Raw genomic sequence first — 15,512 nt, 5'->3', positions numbered from 1 at the left:
AGGAGAAGGGGCGCTTCTCGTCGTAGTTTGAAAGGGGATGCGCGATAAGGAGTGAAGGCGCGTTGGAGAAAACGTCGGAAGCTTTGCATGCAGGGCCCCGGGGCGATTCGGGGCGGCAAAGGGAGGCAGTGCGCGTCAGCCTGCGCGTAAAGATGATAGTCGTCGTGATCGTCAGCCTCGCGGTGAGCGTGCCGATTTCGGATGTCATCAATGCCGCGATTCGGCGGGCGGTGCCTCAGAGCCAATACGGGATCTACGTGAACAGCGTGGTGAGCGTCATCGTCTCGGCGGCGCTTGTGCTTTTGGCCATCCAGGTCCTCGTCATCCGGCCGCTCGGCCGCCTGGTGCGCGCGGTGCAGGACGTGGCGGCGGGAAATCTTGCCGCGCGGGTGGACGTCGACACCCAGGACGAGATGGGGCTTCTCGCCCGGGAGCTGAACGCCGCCACCGCCAGCATGCAGGGAGTCCTCCGCGAGCTTGCCCGCACATCGGGCGATCTCGCCGCGGCAAGCCAACAACTTGCGGCGAGCGCGGAGGAGACGGGCAAGGCGGCCGAACAGATTGCGCTCACCATCCAGGACGTGTCGGCCGGCGTGCAGCGGCAGGACGCGCGCATCGCTCGCTCGACGGACGTGTTCCAGCTCCTCGCACGCGGCATGAACGACATGTCGGCCCGGTTTCGCGGCGCGAGCGAGGCGACGGGGGAGGCGCGGGGGGCCGCGAAGGACGGCGGCGAGCACGTGGCGCAGGCGCTTCGGCAGATGGCCTCCGTGGAAGGGGCGTTCGAGCACCTGGCACAGGCCGTGCGCAGTTTCGCGTCGAGATCGCAGGAAGTGGGCGCGATTGTCGAGGTCATGACCCGCATCGCCAAGCAGACGCACCTGTTGGCGCTGAACGCGGCCATCGAGGCGGCCCGCGCGGGCGAGGCGGGGCGCGGATTTGCGGTGGTGGCCGCGGAAATCCGGAAGCTTGCGGAACAGTCGGCCGACTCGTCGAAGCAGATTGCCGCGCTCGTGGCCGCGATTCAGGCCGACATGGAGAACGCGGCGGCGCGCATGGCCTCCTCGCGCGAGCAGGTTGAGGCGGGCAAGGCGACGTTCGAAGCTGTGGATGCCTCCTTCGCGCGCATCCGCCAGGCGGTGGAGCGCGTGGACGAGGAGCTGCAGGGCGTGCTGACGTTTGTGAATCGCCTCGGCCGGGCGTCTGCGCAGCTGCGCGAGGGCGTGGACGAGGTCGCCCAGGTATCGGCGCAGACGAGCGCCGGCATGGAGACGGTGGCGGCCGCCACCGAGGAGCAGCTGGCCTCCATGCAGGAGATGACGGCCTCCGCGGCCGCGCTCGCGCAGATGGCCGAGTCGCTTCAGCGCATGGTGGCGAGTTTTCGCCTCGAGGCGTGATGAAGAGAGAACATGAGAAAGATGATGCTAAAGACCATTCGATTCTGCGGGAGTGAGACGAGTGCATCAGGACCCTTACGTCCGCATCGGGCGGGCGAAGCTTTTCATCTTCGATCTCGACGGCACCGTGTACGCGGAGACGGATCACTTTGAGGTGTATGCGCGGGAGCTCGCGTCGTTTCTGCCGGAAGCAAGGCGCCAGGCGTTTCTCGAGGACGCCCACCGCGCGCTCCTTCACGACGGCCAGTCGTTTTACGGGCATGCGTTTTCGCGCGAGACGGGCGAGCGCGTGGACGTCGCCGAGGAGGACAGGCCGAATCGGGCGTACCTTCACGTGGACGATCCGTGGGGGCTCTTGCAGGTGGTGGCTATCCGGCACGGAATTGGCCCGCGGGAGCGCGACGAGGCGTTCTTGCGCACGCGCGACTACATGGCGGGGCCGTTTCCGATGCAGCCGCTCGGGGGGCTGCGAGATGCGATGGAGGCCATTCGCGCGCGCGGCGGCCACGTGGTGCTCGCCACCAACAGCCCGGAGCCGGACAGCCGCGCGATTCTGCGCAAGCTGAACCTGGAGGACGTGATCGAGGACTTCGTGTTCCGCGCGGTGAAGCCGTACCGAACCGAGGAGCACTTTCGCAGGTGGCTGGAGAAGTACGCCGTGGCGCCCGAGCGGGCGGTGTCGATTGGCGATCACTACCGGAACGAGATGCGCCCTGCCATTCGCCTGGGGATGCTCACCATCTACATTGATCGGTACATCGGCCGGGAGCGGCCTGACGTGACCTTGCGGCTGACGCACCCGGGCGAGTTGGGGGACGTGCTCATGACCTGCCTTAGGCGAGCTGAGGAAGCCGAGGCGTGAGGAGGAGAGAGCGTATGGAATATCGGGAATTTGGACGCACGGGCATGCGCGTGAGCGCGCTCGGCTTTGGCGGATCGGAGATCCGCGGCGCGGACGTGGCGACGGTGGAGCGGCTGCTCGCGAGCGCGCTCGACGCGGGGCTCAACGTGATTGACACGGCGGAGTGTTACGGGGACAGCGAGGAACTCATCGGCCGGGCGGTGGGCCATCGCCGGGGGGAGTACTTTCTGTTCACGAAGTGCGGGCATCAATCGGGACTTGAGTCCCCGGATTGGGCGCCGGAGACGATTCGCGCGAGCATCGACCGGAGCCTGAAGCGGCTGCGCACGGACTACGTGGACCTGATGCAGCTTCACAGCTGCTCCCTCGCGGTGCTTGAGGAGGGGCGCGTGATTGAAGAACTGCAGAAGGCGAAGGAGGCGGGCAAAATTCGCTTCCTCGGCTACAGCGGGGACAACGAGGCGGCGAAGTACGCGGTGGAGCTCGGCGTGTTCGACAGCCTGCAGACCTCGGTCAACGTGGCGGATCAGTCGGCTATCGATGGGGCCATTCCGCTGGCGGCCGCGCGCGGCATGGGCGTCATCGCGAAGCGGCCGGTGGCAAACGTCGCGTGGCGGTATGGGGAAAAGCCGGACGTGGACTACTACGTCGAGTACTGGCGCCGCTTGCGGGAGCTGAAGCTTCCCTTCACGGAGAAGCCGCTCAGCGAGGCGGTGGGGGTGGCGCTCCGCTTCACGCTCTCCATCCCCGGGGTGACCACGGCCATCGTGGGGACGCAAAATCCCGGGCGGTGGCAGGAGAACGCGCGCTACGTGGACGAAGGACCGCTTTCGAAGGAGGAATTCGAGGCCATTCGCGAGGCGTGGCGGCGCACGGCGAAACCCGACTGGGTGGGGCAGACCTGACGGCGAGCGCGGCGAGGTGGCCGTGGGGAGCGCGTTCTCCGCGGCCTTTTCGCGCGTGCGTGTCACAACCTGGCGGCGCATTCCGTCCCATGGATGAGGTCTTTGTGCGAAACGCAGGGGGAGGCGGATGGAATGCGCCGTTGGACTTTGTTTGCGGCCGCGTGTGGCGCGTGCGGCGTCCTCGCCGTCGGGTGTGGCGCGCAAGTCGCCGCTGACCACACACCGGGCTCTTCGCCACACGCCGTGACGAACGCATCGAACGCGGGCGGGGCGCCCGTCAAGGGGACACAGGCCAATCAAGGAGCGAAGGGCGCAAGCCTGCCGCGCGCGCTTGCGAGCCGTGGACAGTTTGCCATCTTCGGAAATCCAGGCTTCGGACCGGCTCGCGTGATGCAGGTTGTCGCGCCGAGCTTCGTCGGCGCGGTGGGGTTCGCAGCGCTTGATGCACAGTCTTCGAGCGCTATCATCGAAAGCGCCGCCGGGAAGCCATGGCGCGTGGTGGGCCAAATCCCGGGGCAGGCCGTCGCCATCGCCTTTGCGATCCCAACGCAAGGGGCCATCATCACCGTCGCGCACGGACCGGCGAGCGCAGGCGCGGCGGAGGGGCCGACAACGTATCGCATCTGGCAGACGCGAGACGCCGGCCATTCGTGGCGCGCCGTGTGGCAGGTCACGGCTTCGCCCGCTGATGACATCGCCGCGGCGACGCCGGTGCTGGCGCTGTTTGGGTCAACCGGTTACGCCGCGGTGAACGGCGAACTGCTGCGCACGGTAGACGGAGGCGCCTCCTGGGCCCGGGTGCCGCTTCAGGACGCGGTGCTCGACGCCGCGTTTCCGTCTGCCACGCAGGTTTGGCTGAGCGAGGTATCGCCGCAGGTGTTTCGCGCGGGCTATCATCCCGCGCCTGTCGTGCTGGCGGAGAGTGCGGACGGCGGCCGCACGTTTCGCGCGGTGTTGAAGGGGCCGAGCGTCGTGCCGTGGGAAGGGAATCTGGCCATGAGCCCGAGCGGCGTCGGCGTGTGGGTGGTCAAGGATCTCGGGAGTTGGGAGACGTGGGTTCTGTGGACGACGAATCGGTGGGCGTCGTGGCGCGAGGCCGCGCCGCAACCATACCAAGGGCGCATCGCGCAGTCGGTGCCCGTCCTCGACGGGGACGTCGCCTACATCGGACTGTGCCCGGGTGCCGCGCCGTTCCCCGGCGGCGTGACGTCGTTCGACCTTCGCACCAGGCAGGCGTCGACCCTCGCGACCGTCCCGTACTGGTCCAGTGTCTCGCTCGCCCGCGGCCCGTCCGGGACCTGGTACGCGGCGCCGGCCTCCTCGCAGCCGACGGGCCTGTACGCGAGCGCGCCGGGGCTTGACGCGTGGCACAGAATCGCGCCCACGGCGCCCCCGGACGTGCAGGTCATCGCGGATCCCGCGTTGGCTTCGTCCCAAGGGCCCGCGCTCATCGGCATCGACCATGACTGGTTTCAGGGCACCGTGGAGGAGAGCGCGAACGGCGGAGCTTCGTGGCGGGTCCTCGCCCGCCTGCCTCATCAGGCGCCCATCGCCGTGGCGGCGGGCCCCGGCAACCGCCTGGCCGTCGCCACGGTGGACGCTGCGGGTGGCGCCGGCACCCTGCGCCTGTGGGTGAGCGAAGACGGCGGCCATCACTGGACCGAACTCGGCGCAGCGGATGTGCCCGAAAGCGCGCTGCAGAGCGTCATGCCCTTTGTCCCGTCGGACGCAGCCCTGTCCGTGACGGCCCATGGGTACCTGCTCGCCATTGCAGCGATGCCGAAGGACCTTGTGCTTTCATCGCCAGACGGTGTGCACTGGTCGACCGTCCGCACGGTTCCCAATGGCGATCTCCCCTTGGCGCCCGCCTTCGATGGGGGGACCATCTGGTGGCTCGACAACCACCTGATTCGGCCGGGAAAAAAGGCGAACGGGAAAAGCACCGGGCCGGTGTTTCAGCCCGTCCTCACGGCGTCCTCCGTGAGTGGCGGCTCAGACCGCTCGGTCTCCCTTCCCGAGGGGTACGACGCGCTCGCGATGGCGTGGGCGGGATCGCGCGGGATGGTGGTCTGCGCCTCGTCCGCGACCATGGATCCGTCCCAGGGGCTCACCCTGTTCGTCACCGCAGACGACGGGGCCACGTGGCACGCCCGCCATCTCGCGCCCGGGCCTACGTCCAAGCTGCCTGGCGAGGTCATGAGCTTGACCCTTGCGGGCAGCGATTTCGGCGCGCTCCTCACGGACGGCGGCCTGCTCGTGACGCAGGATGGCGGCTTTGTGTGGCGCTACACAGGCAGTTGACACGCGGCCTGCGCGGCCGCGCGCAGGCTTCGTGGGCGCTTGGAGCCGTGCCTTCCGCAGCTGTCTCGCGTGGCAAAGCCGACGCGGGTCGCCCGCCTGCGCGGCCGCGCGATGCGGCTCAAGGCGCGCAAAAAGGCCGGACGGAGGACTTCCGCCCGGCTTTGTCATGGCCGCTCGCGCCTTGCCGCTCAGATCTCAGCCTTTTTCCAGATCAGCACGCCGTTCTGCCCGCCGAAGCCAAACGAGGAGCTGAGCGCCGTGCGGATGTCCGCCCGGCGGCTCTGATTCGCCACCACGTCGCGCGGCGCAATCTCCTCCTTGTCGTCGCAGTTCAGCGTGGGCGGCAGCCAGCCCGTCTCGAGCGCCTTCACACAGGCGATGGACTCAATCGCGCCCGCCGTGCCGAGCATGTGGCCCACCGCGCCCTTGATGGAACTCACCGGGATCTCGTCGATCCGCGGGCCAAACATGTCGCGAAGCGCCGTCGACTCCGCAATGTCGCCCGCCGGCGTCGCCGTCGCGTGCGCGTTCACGTAGTCGATCTCGTCCGTCCCAAGCCCCGCGCTCCGAAGCGCCCGCGCCATGGCGAGTTTCGCGCCGTGCCCGGACGGATCGGGCGAGGTCTCGTGGTAGGCGTCGTTCGAAGTACCATAGCCGACGAGTTCCCCGTAGATGGTGGCCCCGCGCTCGAGCGCCCGCTCCAGGGTCTCCAGCACCAGGACCGCCGCGCCTTCGCCCATCACCATGCCGGTCCGCCGCTTGTCAAACGGCCGCGACCACGCGCTGTAATCCGCCGGCCCCTCCGTCGCAAGCGCCCCCGCCGCGCGCAATCCCGCCAAAATGGCCGGGCTGAACAAGCACTCCGCACCGCCGACAAGCGCCATGTCGATCTCGCCGAGCCGAAGCCAGTAACTCGCCTCGCCGATGGCGTTGGCCGACGACGCGCAGGCGGTGGAATACGTCATCACCGGGCCGCGGATGCCGTAGCGCATGGCGATCCCGGCCGCGGCCGCATTCGGAATGGACTTCGGTACAAGCCGCGGTCCCACCCGGGTCGAGCGCCCCGACGCCAGCCGGTTGGCGCCCTCCTCCAGCGTCTGCACGCCCCCGAACGCGCAGCCGATGGAAATCCCTATCCGATCCCGTTCGTACGGACCGAACGCGCTGCCGTCGCCGAACCCCGCATCGCGAAGCGCCTCCGCAGCGGCCACGAGGCCCATCTGCGTGAAGCGATCGCTGTTTTGAATCTGTTTTTTGTCCAAGTATCGCGCCGGATCAAAATCGCGGGCCGCCGCCACGACGGGCGCCCACGTCCGCAGGAGCTCGTCTTCCGTCTGGCGCACGGCCGACTTGCCGGCCACGATGTTCTCCCAAAACGTCGAAACCCCGACCCCGAATGGCGTCACGGCACCCATTCCGGTGACGACGATGCGCGTCTTGTCCGCCATGAAGGTTCTCCTCTCGCTGTCAGACTCCACGGGAATCTGAACTGCCCGCACAAAATTATCACTTGGTGCTAGTTCCGCCTCTATCATACCACGTCCGCGCTCTGGCGGCGATGCATGGGCCCGGGACAAGGCGGCTTCCGTTTGGTATCATGGAGCGGGAACTTCACGGTCGTCGAATGGGGGATTCGACTTGGTCGATACGGGGCGCGCGCAACGGCGCTATGAGGACAAGGTCGTGCTCATCACGGGCAGTTCGCGCGGCATCGGGCGGCGGCTCGCCATCCGCTTCGCGCAAGAAGGCGCCCACGTGGTGGTCAATTACTTCCGAAATGGCGATCTCGCCCGCGAAGTGGTCGCCGAGATCGAGCAAATGGGCCGGCGGGCCATCGCCGTGCGCGCCAACATGGCGCAGGAGGAGAAAATCGCCGCGATGTTCGACGAAGTGCGGCAGGCCTTCGGCCGGTTGGACGTGTTCATCCACAACGCGGCGTCCGGGCGAAACCGGGCCGCGCTCGAGGTGGACACCAAGGGCTTTGACTGGACGATGGACGTGAACGCCCGTGCGTTTCTCATCGGCGCGCAAAGGGCCGCCGAACTCATGACCGAGGGCGGCGCGATGCTCGCCATCTCGTCGTTCGGGGCGGATCGCGTGTTTCCATATTATTTGTCGGTCGGCACGAGCAAGGCCGCGCTCGAGGCGATGGTGCGCTACTTCGCCGTGGAGCTCGGGCCGCGCCGCATCAACGTGAACTGCATCTCGGCCGGGGCTGTGCTCACCGACGCGCTGGATCACTTCCCCGAGATGGACAAGACGCTGCAAAGGCTCGAGGAAAAGCTGCCGTACCATCGCATGGTGACGCCGGACGACGTGGCCAACCTCGCGCTCTTTCTGTGTTCGCCTGAGGCCGAGATGATCCGGGGCCAGACGGTGCGCGTGGACGGCGGCGTCACGCTCGTCCTGCCATGATGCGAGGTGAGGGACGTGGAAGGGTTTCGCTACCATTATGATCTCGAGGTGCGCTGGTCCGAGGTGGACGCGCAGCGCATCGTGTTCAACGCGAACTATCTCATGTATCTCGATCTCGCCTATCAGGAGTTTTTCCGAAGCGAATTGAGGCTCTACGACGACGTGCCGACCACCGTCATCGCCACGTCGACGCAGACGTTTCTGAAACCGGCCCGCTGGCGGGACAAGCTTTCGATTTGGATCCGGCCCAAGCGCATCGGGAACACCAGCGTGACGCTGGAGTTTGTGATGACGCGCGAGGGCGAGCCCATCTTCCGGGCCGAGACGGTGTACGTGCATGTGAACGAGAACGGGCGCCCAGAGCCCATCCCTGCGTTCTGGCGGGAGCGGCTTCGGGCGTACCAAGAGGAGGCGCTCGCATGAGGGACATGGAGGGCCGCGTGGCCATCGTGACAGGTGGCGCGGGCGGCATTGGCAGCGCCACGGCGCGCAGGTTCGCCGAGCGCGGCGTGCGCGTGGTGGTGGCGGATCGCGACGAGGCTGGCGCGAAGCGCATCGCCGACGAAATCCGAGGCTCGGGCGGCGAGGCGGAGGCCGTCTACGTCGACGTCACGGACGAGGCGAGCGTCCAGGCGCTCGTGGACGCGGCCGTCAAGCGCTTCGGCCGCCTCGACATCATGTTCAACAACGCCGGCGTCTTTGGCGACGGCGCCCGAAACTTCCTTGACGATCCCGCGGACGAGTACTTCCGCGTCGTCTCCATCAATCAGCACGGCGTCTTTTACGGCATGCGGGCGGCGGCGCGCGCCATGCGCGACGCCGGTGGGGGCGGCGTGATCATCAACACGGCGTCCATCTACGCGTTCATCGCCGATAGGCACCAGCTCCCGTATCATGCGAGCAAGGCGGCGGTCGTCGCCATGACCAAGGCGGCGGCGCTCGATCTCGCCCGCTACAACATCCGCGTCGTCGCGGTGGCGCCCGGCATGGTGAACACGGGCCTCGTGGACAACTGGCGGCAGGACGAGCGCGTGTGGAACACGATTCAGCGGGCGCACATGCGCAGGCGCATGGCGGAGCCGGACGACGTGGCGCGCGTGGTGGTGTTTCTGGCGTCGGACGACGCGCGGTTCATCAACGGCCACGCGATTTGCGTGGACGACGGCGCGCTGTCGTTCAAGCGGTGACGGGCATCCGCGTGGCGCAGTTGCCGGATATCGTGCTGGAGGTTGTCATTGACGCGTCTCTGGAGAACATCTGGCCGCACTTGGCCACGGCGGACGGGCTCGGCGCGTGTTCACGGGGAGCACGCGCCGGCCCATCGACCACGAGAGGGCCGACACACCTGCGTGTCAGTGGACCTCGCTCTGCATCTGCTCGAGTCGTTCGCGAGGCAGGCCCGTCGCCTTTTCCACCACGTCGACGGGCACGCCCTCGGCCAGCAGGCGATGGGCAATGTCCTCAGCTGCTTCTCTGCGGCCATCCTCATACAGTTCCTCTGCCAGGCGGAACACGTTCTTCAGCTCCTTCCGCAATTTTCTGCGGTCTTCTTCCGACAAGGCCCTGTCGCCAAACGCGAGGACGGCGCTCGCCACGAGTTCGCGTTCTTCGTCGTCGGGAACGCGTGGGAGCAGGTCGAGGACGCGAGCCATGGCTTGATGACGGTCCTCGACGCGCATCGAGAGCGCCAGGCCGAGGCGAAGGCGATCGGCAGGCTCCCATCGCCCCACGCGAAGGTGAGCTTCGACCTCGTCCAGTGCGCCATCGCCGTCGAGCTCGGAGAGGAACACGTTTTCCACGCGATACACCGCCGTGCCGATGTCGAGTTCGTGCGGCGCGCTGCCGACGTGCGCGTGGTACAGGACCACCGTGCGAATCTTGGCCTTGACTTGGTTGGCCAAGCGGGCATCGTACTCTAGGAATCGGTGAAGTGTGCGCTCGCGCCGGTCTTGGAACTCCAGGTGAAACACGTCGCCGTTTGGCATTCGCCAAGCCCGGTCCATCCTCAGCGTGCTGGCGGGCAGTTCGGTCGTGAACGGCTCCAGCCTTTCCACGCCGTGCACGCCAAGCGCTTCAAGTGCTCCCCCTGAGAGGGTGCGCGTCAGGGCCTTGAGCAAGCTGTCCTGTCCGGGCATGGAAGCGGACCACACCTCCCATGATAGGAGATTCTGGTCGACACCACAATGCTAGCGGGGTGTCTTCGTGTTGTTCCGCGCTGCGCGCTTCGCCCTCCGGGCGAAGGATGTCTCCAGCTTACGCGCACCCAAATTGCCTGTCGATGAACCGGGGGAGAAAATCAACCGACGCAGGATGACACGCCCGCTCGCTTGCGTCGCCCCTGCGCAATCGAAGGGACGTGATTCGCTCACCACCTGCGGCCCCGCGGCGGCGCGGGACCGGCGCTTTAACCCCCGCGACGCACTTCCTCCGCCCAACGATCACGGCAACATCCCCGCAGGGCCGATGCGCTCCGCGCCAAACAGCCTCCGTAGCCGCGTGATGTTCCGCCTGTCGGACAGAATGAGCAGGTAATCGCCCGCCTGGAGTTCCGTCGCGCCGCGCGGCACAATCACCTGATCCCCGCGCACAATCGCGTAACACAGCGTGTTTTCAGGGAACTCGATCTCGACCATCTTTCGGCCGACGAGATCGGACGACGCATCCACTTCAACCGGCGTGACGACGGCGTTCTCCCGCGCGATGCGCACCAACTCGAGCAGACCCTCGGACGGGGCGCGCTCCAAGAGGTCGAGCTTCGCCGCGAGCCAGCGCACGGTGAGACCTTGGACCAGCGTGGAGGCAATGACCACGAAGAACACGGCGTCAAACATCGGTGCGGGCGTGTAGGCCGGGGAGAGCATGGCGGTCAGCACGAGCACGATGGGAACGGCGCCGCGCAATCCGGCCCACGACATGAACACCTTTTCGGCCGTGGAGAAGCCCATGCCGACGGTGGAGAGCCAGACCGCGAGGGGCCGCGCCAAAAACAGCGCGCCAGCGGCCAGCAGGACGCCGGGCACCAGAATGCTCCACAGCCGCCCCGGGGAGATCTGCAGGCCGAGCACGACAAACATGACGATGTGCATGGTCCAGGACAGGCCCTCGTGAAACCGCAGGATGCTGTAGCGATGTTCCAGCCTGCGGTTGCCCATCACCACGGCGGCGGTGTAGACGGCGAGGAAGCCGCTGCCGTGCAGAATGACGGCGACGCTGTAGCTCAGGAGTGCAAACGCGAGCGAGAGCGTCGGATACAGGCCGCCTGTGTCGAGCTTGATGCGCTGGTTGGCGAGCGAACCGAGGTAGCCAATGACAGCCCCTGCAATGAGCCCCATGGCCATCTGCAGGGCGAAGGTCGAGATTGCGTAACCCAGCGCGCCCCACGGCCGGTCGATGCCGTGCTCCGACCACGTCATGAGGAGGATGGTCAGGAAGAACGCCATGGGGTCGTTGGTGCCAGACTCCACCTCGAGCACGTCCACCAGGCGCCGGCGCAGCGGCTGGCGGCCCAGGATGGAGAACACGGAGGCAGCGTCGGTGGAGCTGACCGCCACGCCGAGCAGCGCGGCGGCGTACCACGGTAGGTGTAGGAGCGCATGCGCGATGGCCGTGAGCACCCCTGCGCTGATCATGACCCCCACGGTGGCGAGGGACAGCGCGGGTTTCCAGACCTTTCGGATGCGGTCGAGCGGGGTATGGAGGCCGCCTTCAAACAGGATGAGGATGAGCGCCAGGTAACCGATGGATTGCGCAGCGGAGAGCGGCACGTGCACGCCGAGGTGGAATCCGCCGGGCCCGAGGGCCATGCCGATGGCCACGAAGCCGATGAGCACCGGGAAACCCAGGCGGTTGCCCAGGTGTGCGGACCAAACGCCAGCTAACAAAATCAGCGATAGAATGAGCAGAAAAGTCTCCATTTTCTCCTCCTTCGTTCAAATTCGAGTTCAACGCCTATACGCGATCGCGTCCAATACGCCAATGGGATTATATGGCAATGACGCAGGTGGAAGATAATGCGATACCAGGTGCGAATGAAGTGGAATGTTGACGCTGACAAGGGGAGGAAAGGGACAGGAACCCTATTCCGACTATCCTTAGTTTAACATAAAACTTTGGGGGCGTAAAGAAATGGTGCGGGATTCCAAAATCGAGGTACAAGAATTGTCCACCGAAGCTTCTCAGATTAGGCAGTGATTCAACTCGCCCCGCAAACTGCAGTAGGTCAGGTGTCGGAAGTATCATCGTTTGTCTAACCATCACGACACAGATGTTGTGAGAATCGACATGTTCGGACGCACTCAATCGATCTGCTGCAAGTTCCCGCTGCTTGCGTGAACGCTTCGCGCGATTTGGAACGAATCTTGCTTCATTTACCTGACGTCGAAGGCAACACAAGTCCAACGTAAGGAGAGGTGAACCGGGTGTTTGGAGAGTTCAAAGTCCCGGAGGCTGTGTATGCAGGGAGTGGGGCTCTGCAGGTGCTGCCGGACGTATCTTCCGCCCTGGGCAAGCGCGCTCTCATCGTGACAGATAAGGTAATGGAACGTCTTGGATATGTGAAGCGGATGAGGAGGATGTTGGATGACGTTGGTGTTCAATCCGAGGTATTCGCCGAGGTGAACACGGAGCCGACCGACGTGCATGTAGAGGCTGGCGTTCGCGCGTTATCGCAACACCGCTGCGATCTTCTCATCGCCATCGGTGGTGGCAGCGCCATCGACGCCGCGAAGGGGATTTCCGTCATGGCGGTGCACGAGGGATACATCGGCGACTATATGGGTGGCCGCAGGACGTTCGATCAAGTGCCGCATCCGTTGATAGCGATCCCGACCACTGCCGGCACGGGATCTGAGGTTACCAGCGTGACGGTGATTACCAATACCAAGGACGACATCAAGATGATGATACGGCAACCCGCCCTGTTACCCAAGGTCGCAATTGTCGATCCCCAACTCACCGTTTCCTCGCCTCCGCATGTCACCGCTTCGAGCGGGGTAGATGCTTTGTGCCACGCGATAGAGGCGTTTATCTCAAGAAGAAGCCATCCGCTGACCGACGCATTGGCCACGGACGCTGCAAAGAAGATTCTGAACTATTTGGAACGAGCGTATGATGATGGGAAGGATTTAGAGGCGCGCGAGGGGATGGCCATCGCGGCGCTGGAAGCTGGTATGGCCTTCACGAATTCATCTGTGTGCCTGGTGCATGGTATGTCCCGACCTATCGGTGCAGTATTTCATGTACCACATGGTTTTGCCAATGCCATGCTTCTTCCGACAGTGCTGGAATTCCGACTTGACGACTACGCGCCGCGGCTGGCGTTGCTCGGGCGGGCCGTAAATTCAGAACTGTCCGGTTCGTCAGACGGCGAGGCCGCGGCATGGGTCGTAAGCCGAGTGAAATCGCTTGCTAAGAGGCTCCAAATTCCAAATCTTAAGACCTGGGGAATTGAAAGAGGTGATTTCGAGCGTGCGCTGGATAAGATGGCGAACGATGCACTCGCGAGTGGTAGCCCGGCGAATCACCCTATCGTGCCATCACACGAGGAGATTGTCCATTTGTATCTGAAAGCCTACGACGCCACATGGGATGAGGTTTAGAGATCTATTAATCTAAATGGGATAAAGGGGATGAATAGGATGTCGTCCATAAGTGTAGCCGGGCGCCTGCGCAATTGGGTAGGCGGAGCATGGCGAGACGCGGAAGCCAGTGAGTACCTCGATGTTTTCGATCCGGCGACAGCTGAGGTCATCGCCCAAGTGCCGTTGTCAACACGACAGGATGTGGAAATGGCTGTGGCGGCAGCTGAGGCAGCGTTTCGGGAATGGAGCAGGACCCCTGTACCTCGCCGAGCGAGAATCTTTTTCCGCTATCACCAACTTCTCGTCGAGCACTGGGATGAACTCGCGCGACTCATTGTTCGGGAGAACGGCAAGAGCTACAAGGATGCATACGGGGAGGTACAGCGCGCGATCGAAAATGTGGAATTTGCTGCGAGCGCTCCGACACTCCTCATGGGCGAACAATTGGCCAACATCGCGACATCCTTAGACTCAGGCATGTATCGGTACCCACTCGGCGTGGTGGCAGGCATCACACCTTTCAACTTTCCGATGATGGTGCCTTGCTGGATGTTTCCTCTGGCTATCGTCTGCGGGAACACGTTTGTGTTGAAGCCTTCCGAGCGGACGCCGCTTTTGGCCCAGCGGTTGGCCGAGTTGCTTGAGGAGTCGGGCTTGCCCCCGGGGGTCTTTAACATCGTGCACGGCTCTCGAGAGGTCGTTCAGGGCTTGATCGAGCATCCGACGGTTCGTGCCATTTCGTTCGTCGGGTCGCAGCCGGTAGCCGCATACGTGTACAGCGAAGCGGCAGCCCACGGCAAGCGCGTGCAGGCACTCGCAGGCGCCAAGAATCACACCATCGTGATGCCTGATGCGAATCTGGACGAAGCGATTCCCCAGATCATCTCTGCTGCGTTCGGCTCCGCGGGCGAGCGGTGCATGGCCTGTTCCGTTGTCGTAGCCGTAGGTTCTATCGCAGACCAACTTGTCGAAGGACTGAAGTCCGCTGCCGATCAAATCCGCATCGGTAACGGCCTCGAGGAAGATGTACTGCTTGGTCCCGTCATTCGGGCAGAACACCGATATAGGACATTGCAGTACATCGATGCGGGCATCCAAGAGGGCGCTGTACTCGTGAGAGACGGACGGCAGGATCGCGTGGAGGCTGACGGGTACTTCATCGGACCCACAATCTTCGACTATGTCCATCCTTCGATGAAGATCTGGCAGGACGAGATCTTTGCGCCTGTACTGTCGATTGTGCGTGTAGACACGCTGGACGAAGCTATCGCGTTGGCCAACGAGTCCCGGTTTGCAAACGGGGCGTGTATCTTCACGAACAATGCGTCTGCCATACGCAAATTCCGTGAGGAAATCGACGCGGGAATGCTTGGCGTCAACATCGGTGTTCCCGCTCCCATGGCGTTTTTTCCTTTCTCGGGGTGGAAAGATTCGTTCTACGGTGATCTCCACGCCAATGGGAAGGACGGCGTGGCGTTTTACACGCGTCGAAAAATGATCACGGCAAGAGTATGAAGGAGGCCGATAGTCATGTTGGACCGTAAGGTCGTAGACAACCCGCTGGCCAGGCTGGAGCGCATCCCTATCTGGCCTCATGGGGCTGGCCTGCTCATCGTGCTGGGGCTCGGCTATTTCTTCGCGTTTTTCGATATCACAAACATTTCTTATGGCATTCCTGTGATAACGAAGCAATTTCACGTTTCTTCTGGACTCGCGTCTACGGCTGTCTCCACGAGCCTTGTGGGTTATATCGTGGGCGCGGTGATCGTGAGCGTGGTCAGCGACTATTTCGGTCGCCGAGGTGCTTTGATCACAGGAATCGTGTTGTACACAGCCGGTTCGCTCGCTACGGCGTTCAGTCCTTCGGTGGGCTGGCTCATCGGGTGGCGCTTGGTGGTCGGTATGGGCATTGGAACGATGATCGCGCAGGTTTCTACCTACATGGGGGAAATCTCGCCCGCTGTGCTCAGAGGGCGTTTCACTGGGCTCGCCAATCTGTTCGCGTTCTCTGGCCTTGCGGCGGTACCATTTGTATCTATGTGGCTGGTTCCGC

General features: G+C 64.4%; 13 protein-coding genes. 10 read left to right on the top strand and 3 right to left on the bottom strand.

The window, feature by feature from the left end:
* Positions 1-128: 128 nt before the first annotated feature.
* The 4 genes from AS26_RS11655 (at position 129) to AS26_RS11640 (ending at position 5,465) form a co-directional block, all read left to right on the top strand.
* Positions 129-1,397: a methyl-accepting chemotaxis protein gene (locus AS26_RS11655; RefSeq protein WP_245629748.1), complete on the top strand. Its 1,269-nt coding sequence runs from the start codon at positions 129-131 to the stop codon at positions 1,395-1,397.
* 61 nt (positions 1,398-1,458) lie between these two features.
* Complete coding sequence (locus tag AS26_RS11650) at positions 1,459-2,259, top strand: HAD family hydrolase (RefSeq protein ID WP_062309707.1); 801 nt, start codon at positions 1,459-1,461, stop codon at positions 2,257-2,259.
* Positions 2,260-2,273: 14 nt separating this feature from the next.
* A complete protein-coding gene (locus AS26_RS11645) occupies positions 2,274-3,164 on the top strand; it encodes an aldo/keto reductase (protein ID WP_062309705.1) in 891 nt (296 codons plus the stop codon).
* Between the two features lie 132 nt (positions 3,165-3,296).
* Entirely contained in the window at positions 3,297-5,465 is a 2,169-nt protein-coding gene (locus tag AS26_RS11640; protein WP_062309704.1) for a beta propeller repeat protein, read from the top strand.
* A 188-nt stretch (positions 5,466-5,653) separates the two neighbouring features.
* Here the strand turns inward: AS26_RS11640 and AS26_RS11635 are convergent, their stop codons facing one another.
* Positions 5,654-6,913, bottom strand: a complete 1,260-nt coding sequence (locus AS26_RS11635; RefSeq protein ID WP_062309703.1) for a beta-ketoacyl-[acyl-carrier-protein] synthase family protein — start codon at positions 6,911-6,913, stop codon at positions 5,654-5,656.
* A gap of 190 nt (positions 6,914-7,103) precedes the next feature.
* On the opposite strand from AS26_RS11635, the gene fabL reads away from it, so the two are divergent.
* Genes fabL through AS26_RS11620 form a run of 3 tightly spaced genes read left to right on the top strand, consistent with a single transcriptional unit; the run spans position 7,104 to position 9,067 of the window.
* A complete protein-coding gene (gene fabL, locus AS26_RS11630; RefSeq protein ID WP_062309702.1) occupies positions 7,104-7,880 on the top strand; it encodes an enoyl-[acyl-carrier-protein] reductase FabL in 777 nt (258 codons plus the stop codon).
* Positions 7,881-7,895: 15 nt separating this feature from the next.
* Complete coding sequence (locus AS26_RS11625) at positions 7,896-8,303, top strand: acyl-CoA thioesterase (protein WP_062309701.1); 408 nt, start codon at positions 7,896-7,898, stop codon at positions 8,301-8,303.
* On the top strand, positions 8,300-9,067 hold the full coding sequence (locus AS26_RS11620; protein ID WP_062309700.1) for an SDR family NAD(P)-dependent oxidoreductase: 768 nt from the start codon (positions 8,300-8,302) through the stop codon (positions 9,065-9,067). The genes AS26_RS11625 and AS26_RS11620 overlap by 4 nt, the downstream gene beginning before the upstream one ends.
* A 165-nt stretch (positions 9,068-9,232) precedes the next feature.
* Here the strand turns inward: AS26_RS11620 and AS26_RS11615 are convergent, their stop codons facing one another.
* Both AS26_RS11615 and AS26_RS11610 read right to left on the bottom strand, forming a co-directional pair.
* Positions 9,233-10,015 carry an RpnC/YadD family protein gene (locus tag AS26_RS11615; RefSeq protein WP_062309699.1) on the bottom strand — a complete coding sequence of 261 codons (783 nt, stop codon included), beginning with the start codon at positions 10,013-10,015 and terminating at the stop codon, positions 9,233-9,235.
* Positions 10,016-10,318: 303 nt separating this feature from the next.
* The gene (locus AS26_RS11610) at positions 10,319-11,794 is read right to left on the bottom strand and encodes a potassium/proton antiporter (protein ID WP_062309696.1); all 1,476 of its coding nucleotides are present in this window, start codon (positions 11,792-11,794) and stop codon (positions 10,319-10,321) included.
* A 504-nt stretch (positions 11,795-12,298) separates the two neighbouring features.
* Between AS26_RS11610 and AS26_RS11605 the strand changes: the two genes are divergently transcribed.
* From AS26_RS11605 to AS26_RS11595, 3 genes are all read left to right on the top strand, one after another.
* A complete protein-coding gene (locus AS26_RS11605; protein WP_062309694.1) occupies positions 12,299-13,477 on the top strand; it encodes an iron-containing alcohol dehydrogenase in 1,179 nt (392 codons plus the stop codon).
* Between the two features lie 39 nt (positions 13,478-13,516).
* Positions 13,517-14,974, top strand: a complete 1,458-nt coding sequence (locus AS26_RS11600; RefSeq protein WP_062309692.1) for a CoA-acylating methylmalonate-semialdehyde dehydrogenase — start codon at positions 13,517-13,519, stop codon at positions 14,972-14,974.
* 15 nt (positions 14,975-14,989) lie between these two features.
* Positions 14,990-15,512 (top strand): MFS transporter (locus tag AS26_RS11595; protein WP_157068493.1); only part of this gene is annotated, 523 nt, incomplete at its 3' end.

The organism is Alicyclobacillus sendaiensis NBRC 100866, assembly GCF_001552675.1.
GTDB classification, from domain to species: domain Bacteria; phylum Bacillota; class Bacilli; order Alicyclobacillales; family Alicyclobacillaceae; genus Alicyclobacillus; species Alicyclobacillus sendaiensis.
The sequence above is the reverse complement of the archived record's forward strand: the minus strand, read 5'-3'. Positions and strand labels throughout refer to the sequence as shown.

Excerpts from the sequence above, each read along its gene's own strand:
- AS26_RS11645 (WP_062309705.1), top strand. The coding sequence starts at position 2,274 with ATGGAATATCGGGAATTTGGACGCACGGGCATGCGCGTGAGCGCGCTC.
- AS26_RS11640 (WP_062309704.1), top strand. The coding sequence starts at position 3,297 with ATGCGCCGTTGGACTTTGTTTGCGGCCGCGTGTGGCGCGTGCGGCGTC.
- AS26_RS11635 (WP_062309703.1), bottom strand. The coding sequence starts at position 6,913 with ATGGCGGACAAGACGCGCATCGTCGTCACCGGAATGGGTGCCGTGACG.
- AS26_RS11620 (WP_062309700.1), top strand. The coding sequence starts at position 8,300 with ATGAGGGACATGGAGGGCCGCGTGGCCATCGTGACAGGTGGCGCGGGC.
- AS26_RS11615 (WP_062309699.1), bottom strand. The coding sequence starts at position 10,015 with ATGCCCGGACAGGACAGCTTGCTCAAGGCCCTGACGCGCACCCTCTCA.
- AS26_RS11610 (WP_062309696.1), bottom strand. The coding sequence starts at position 11,794 with ATGGAGACTTTTCTGCTCATTCTATCGCTGATTTTGTTAGCTGGCGTT.
- AS26_RS11600 (WP_062309692.1), top strand. The coding sequence starts at position 13,517 with ATGTCGTCCATAAGTGTAGCCGGGCGCCTGCGCAATTGGGTAGGCGGA.